Origin of the sequence: Butyricicoccus sp. (genome assembly GCF_050872565.1) — a bacterium.
Lineage (GTDB): Bacteria > Bacillota > Clostridia > Oscillospirales > Butyricicoccaceae > Butyricicoccus_A.
Genome location: NZ_JBNMHC010000133.1, coordinates 1 through 5,643, shown reverse-complemented (window position 1 = coordinate 5,643; position 5,643 = coordinate 1). Strand labels below are relative to the sequence as shown.

General features: G+C 53.1%; 6 protein-coding genes. All 6 read right to left on the bottom strand.

Annotated features, from left to right (window positions below; genetic code table 11):
* The coding region (locus tag ACR0P9_RS06820) for a sporulation protein YunB (protein ID WP_432618572.1) at positions 1-528 on the bottom strand (528 nt) is incomplete at its 3' end.
* Between the two features lie 111 nt (positions 529-639).
* Entirely contained in the window at positions 640-2,583 is a 1,944-nt protein-coding gene (locus tag ACR0P9_RS06815; RefSeq protein ID WP_432618570.1) for a bifunctional 4-hydroxy-3-methylbut-2-enyl diphosphate reductase/30S ribosomal protein S1, read from the bottom strand.
* Positions 2,584-2,585: 2 nt separating this feature from the next.
* Positions 2,586-3,173, bottom strand: a complete 588-nt coding sequence (locus ACR0P9_RS06810; RefSeq protein ID WP_432618568.1) for a lysophospholipid acyltransferase family protein — start codon at positions 3,171-3,173, stop codon at positions 2,586-2,588.
* A gap of 2 nt (positions 3,174-3,175) precedes the next feature.
* A complete protein-coding gene (gene cmk, locus ACR0P9_RS06805; protein WP_432618566.1) occupies positions 3,176-3,853 on the bottom strand; it encodes a (d)CMP kinase in 678 nt (225 codons plus the stop codon).
* Between the two features lie 18 nt (positions 3,854-3,871).
* Positions 3,872-5,116 (bottom strand): NAD(P)/FAD-dependent oxidoreductase, encoded by a 1,245-nt coding sequence (locus ACR0P9_RS06800; protein WP_432618564.1) that lies wholly within the window; start codon positions 5,114-5,116, stop codon positions 3,872-3,874.
* A partial coding sequence (locus ACR0P9_RS06795) for a MurR/RpiR family transcriptional regulator (protein WP_432618562.1) occupies positions 5,109-5,643 on the bottom strand: 535 nt, incomplete at its 5' end. The genes ACR0P9_RS06795 and ACR0P9_RS06800, both read right to left, overlap by 8 nt.

Sequence of the window (5,643 nt, the reverse complement as noted above, 5' to 3'; positions counted from 1 at the left end):
GCTTTTAGCCGCGCCCAGCAGCTGAAGCGAAAAATCTGCGCTCACCGTCACGGAGGCTTCATACAGCGTTTGATTGATACCGGCAGAGGAAAAATGCGATTCGACTTGTGCCGTCACACAGCCCAGCGAGACCACGCGAAAAGGAATCTGCGGTCCCAGTCCAGCGAGCAGTTGGGGATCGAGCAGCGTTCCCAACGCCACAGAGGTCTGTGCCTGTTCCAGCTCTCCAATGTCGTCGTAGACGCGCTGCACCAGCTGTGTGCGAATGCGATTGACAGAGGCGGCATTCGTCGTAAGCGCTGTGACTGCACCAGTATCATCCTGATGCAGCTTTCCGATTTCCTCCATCTGTTCTGCGCATTCCGCTACAGCGCGTTCCATTTTACTTGTCGCCTGATATTGCACGTAATTTTCGGCATAAATAATTAATTTCGGGCGCAGCACACTGCCTATCACTGCCGGAAGCAAAATCAATCCCGCAAGCATAACCAGCAGGATCTTTCGCCGGTTGTTTCTGTGTCTGCGCATCGCGCTGCCCCCTTTCTTTGTGAAAGCAGACTATGCGGGCACGGTTATTCGTGACACAAAAAAGAAGAGCATCCGCTATGCGGATGCTCCCCATTGATTCGAGTAATAAAATTATTCGTCGTCGTCGTTCAGCAGAGCGCGGATAGACAGGGAAACCTTCTGCTTCTCCGGATCAATGTCGATGATCTTAGCTTCTACTTCCTCATCCTTGGACAGAACGTCTTCCGGCTTCTCGATGCGGCGGTTAGCAATCTGAGAAATGTGAATCAGACCGTCAACGCCCGGAATGATCTGAGCAAATGCACCGAACGGCATGAACTTCAGGATACGAACGGTAGCGGTGTCGCCAACCTCGTAGTTAGCGGTAAATACGTTCCACGGATTGTCCTCCGGACGCTTGTAGCCCAGGGAAATCTTCTTGTTCTCGTGATCCAGACCGATAACATAAACGTTTACAGTATCGCCAACGTTTACAACCTCAGACGGATGCTTGATGCGGCCCCAAGACAGCTCGGAGATGTGGATCATGCCATCAACGCCGCCGATGTCTACGAATGCGCCGTAAGAAGTCAGGGACTTAACGGTACCGGTGTACTCGTTGCCAACTTCGATCTCGCTCCAAACCTTCTCAGCAGCAGCGCGACGCTCTTCCTGCAGTACGGCACGGATAGAACCAACAACGCGCTTGCGCGGACGGTTGATCTCGGTGATGCGGAAACGTGCAGTCTGACCTACCAGCTGGCTCAGCGGCTGGCCCTTCGGGATACCGGTCTGGGAAGCCGGGATGAATACGCGGATGCCAAATGCATTAGCAACAACGCCGCCCTTGTTCTCTTCGTTAACCTTACCCTCGATGATGGTCTTGTTCTCCTTAGCGTCCTCGATGGACTCCCAGCCCTTCATCTGGTCAACGCGCTTCTTGGACAGTACGATGGTGCCCTCTGCGTCGTTTACGCGAACAACAACAGCCTCGATGTCATCGCCTACGTGGATGCTCTCCTCAGCGTTGAAGGACGGATCGTCGGACAGCTCATGGGTCGGGATGTAAGCAGCGTGCTTTACGCCCAGATCTACGTGAACTTCGTTCGGGGTGATCTTCAGAACAGTACCGGTTACCTTATCTCCTGTATTTAAAGTCTTGAAGGATTCCTCCAGCATAGCAGCAAAATCTTCGCTGCCGGTTTCAATTCTTGTCTCTTCGCTCATAATGTTTCTGACCTCCTTAATTATCCAAGCTGGCGTGGACGCGCCTGCTGTAATCCCGATAAATGGTTGCTCCATACCCTGGATCTCATTTCCCGTGAGTCCAGTGGCATCTTCGATGTATAGCACATGGTCACAAAGTGATGTGCTGATTTCATACAGACGCTTTGTGTTAGAGCTTTTTCGATCGCCAATCACAATCATAATGTCCGACTTGCCAGCCAGTAGACGAGCCTCAGCTTGGCGCTCGTCCGTTGCATTACATATTGTACCAAATATTTTTTGGTTTGTACACTGTTTTTTTATAATTTTACTGCAAATATCAAAGATTTCCCTGTTGATCGTGGTCTGTGCAACCACACTAACTGGAATTTCTTGTAAATTTTGACCATTTTTGTTGTTTTTATCCAGTGCTGCTTGCAGTTCGTCCGGTGTTTCGTACACCTCGGACGCGCCGCACCAGCCCTGAATGCCGACCACTTCCGGATGATTGCGGGAGCCGATAATGATGACCCGGCGGCCCTGCTCGCTTTCTTCCCGAACGATGCGGTGAATCTTTCCGACAAACGGACAGGTAGCATCAACGATGCGGCATCCCTTGGTTTCGAGCTGTCGAAGCACAGCCTCCGGCACGCCGTGCGCGCGGATGAGCACGGGCACACCATCCGGAATATCCGCCACATCCTCTGCCTTGTGTACGCCCATTTCTTCCAGACGTCTGACCTCATGCGTGTTGTGAATAATATCGCCGAGTGCCCAAATGCTGCCGTATTCCTGACAGGCACGTTCCGCCATGTCTACCGCTCGTTTGACGCCAAAGCAAAAGCCTGCTGTTTTTGCGACTGTAACCATCGTCAAATCCTCTCTTTCAGCGCATAGATTCGGCGCATCATATCATCTGCCAGTGCTCGATAGCCTTCCTTGGACTTAGTCTTTTCCGGCACATACGGCTCGCCGAATACGACATAGACCTTTGAGCGAAATTTCTTGTTTTCGGATATATAAATCGGCAAAATCGGTGCGCCAGTGCGCGCGGCAATCATTGCCGCACCGACTTTTGCCTCATCGCCTTCTTTGTGTTTGGTGCCGCCCTCTGGGAAGATCAGCAGCTTTTTTCCTTCTTTCACAGCCTTGAGCGAAGTCTTGATGGCACCGATGTCCGCCGTGCCGCGGTCAACCGGAAACGCACCAAGGGCAGAAATCAATGGACCGAGTAGCTTGATTTGGAACAGTTCCTTTTTCGCCATCGCTACAATCGGATGCTGATTACCGAGCGCAGTACCGACCAGCACCGGATCCGCCCACTGGGTGTGATTGGCCACCAGCACACAGCCGCCATCCGGCACATGCTCCCGTCCGATAACATGGTAATCATACTTCAGATGGTCATAGATATTGACAACCGGAATGGCCATCGCCTGAAAGGTGCGGTTATATTTCATGCTCACCCCTCCAATGCCGGACGAATGACCGCTTCTACCGCCTCGATAGACTGCTCCAGCGTCAGCTCGCTGGTATCCACCAGAACGGCGTCATCCGCCTGCTTGAGCGGTGCTGCGGCACGGGTCTCATCATCATGATCGCGCTGTTTCATGTCTGCAATCACAGATTCCAGCGTGACATCTTCCCCTTTTTCCTGCAATTCGATAAACCGACGCTTTGCGCGCGCCTCTGCCGATGCGGTCAGGAAAATTTTGACCTGCGCATGGGGCAGAATGACGGTGCCAATGTCTCGGCCGTCCATAATGACGTTGTTGGTCTGTGCCATCTCACGCTGGGTCTGGAGCAAAAAGGCACGCACTGCCGGAACCGCAGAGACAAACGAAGCATACTTGGACATCTCCGGTGTGCGAATGAGATCGGATACATCCTCTCCATCCAGCAGTACATGCTGCACGCCGTTCTCATACTTCAAGCTGACCTGAATGCCGCTGTCCAGCACCGGCTGGATGCGCTCGGTTTCTCCCAGCGGAACACCAGCACGGCACACAGCCAGACCAATCGTACGGTACATCGCCCCCGTATCTACATACACAAAGCCCAAATGACCGGCTGCTGCGCGGGCAATGGTACTTTTTCCCGCACCGGACGGACCGTCAATCGCAACTGCAATGGTTTTCATACATCTTTCCTCACTTTTTTATTCACTCGCAGCCTGACCGGCATGGAATCCCGCCAAATAGCCCGTCGACCACGCAATCTGCAAATTAAACCCACCTGTATAGGCGTCAACATCCAAAATTTCTCCGGCAAAATACAAATACGGCACCCGTTTGGATTCCATCGTCTTTGGCACAACATCCTTGACGGAAACGCCGCCGGAGGTAATAATCGCATCCTCAATCGGACCCGGCTGGGTAATTTCCAGCGCAAAATGCTTCAGCTCATGCACCAGCTTCTGCCGCTGCTTTTTGGTAATCGCATTGACCTTCTGGTGCGGATCAATTTCCGAACGCTCTACGATAATCGGAATCAGCTTGCGCGGCAGCAGGGCACCGAGAGAATTGCGGAAGTCTGTGTTCAGCTCCTGCGAAAAATCGGATACAATGCGCTTGTCCAGCACAGCCTCTTCCAGCGCCGGTTTCAAGTCAATTTCTGCGCGATAGGTCGCCTTGTCCCACTTTCTCATATGAGAAGACGCGCTGAGCACCAACGGACCGGAAATGCCAAAGTGCGTAAACAACATCTCGCCAAAGCCCTCGTGCAGCTTTTTATTGTTCTCAAAAATCGTCAGTTTGACGTTTTTCAGCGGCAATCCCTGCAGCCGCGGGCAGGTTTTTCCCGGACAGACCAGCGGCACCAGCGACGCGCGAAGCGGCGTAACTTTATGTCCCAGCTCCTGCGCCCAAGCATAGCCGTCGCCGGTCGAGCCGGTCAGCGGATACGATTTGCCGCCGGTTGCCAGAATCACGCGATCTGCGCGGTGCAGCTTGCCTTCCGTCTTGACGCCAACGACGCCATATTCATCGGTCTGGATGCCCGTCACGCGCTCCTGTACGATCGTCACGCCGCAGCGTTTGACCCAGAAAAACAACGCATCGACAATATCGCGCGCCTTGTCCGACTGCGGAAAGACGCGATTGCCTCGCTCGGTCTTGAGCGGCACACCCAAGCCCTCAAAAAAGTCCATCGTGTCCTGTATCGAGAACGCGCCCAATGCGCTGTACAAAAAGCGCGGATTCTGCGGCACATGCGTCAAAAATTCCTGCATGTCACAGTTATTGGTGACGTTGCAGCGTCCTTTTCCCGTAATGGCCAGCTTGCGCCCTACTTTTTCATTGCGCTCAAACAGCAGCACACGGGCGCCCTGCTGTGCTGCTGTTCCGGCAGCCATCAGACCGGCCGCACCGGCACCAATCACTGCAACTGTTATCGTATTATTCATTGTCGAGTTTCTCATATACCTCATATTCGTCCCAAATGGATTCCAGATGATTAAAGGTCTCGCTGATCTCCTTCTGCTTGCGCATACCGATGGCGACAATCAGCGCATTGATGACGCTGAGCGGCGCAACCAGAGAGTCAACAAAGGATGCCATATCGCTCTTGGCGAGCAGCGTATAGTCTGCCGTCTGGCTCAGCGGAGACAACTGGCTGTCGGTCAGCGCGATGACCGTCGCACCGGATTTTTTGGAGTACTCCAGTGCTTTGAGCGTGCGCTTGGAATAGCGCGGGAAGCTGACGCCGAGCACGACATCGCCTTCGCCTACACGCAGAATCTGCTCAAAAATCTCGCTGACGCTGTTGGTGTGAATCAGCTTGACATTATCGAACATCAGATTGAAATAGAAGCCGATGAAGCCGGACAGAGATGCCGACGAGCGAACGCCGAGAATATAAATATTCTTCGCGTGCAGAATCGCCTCTACCGTGCTCTGAAAAGAATTGCGGTCGATTTCATCCAATGTCATG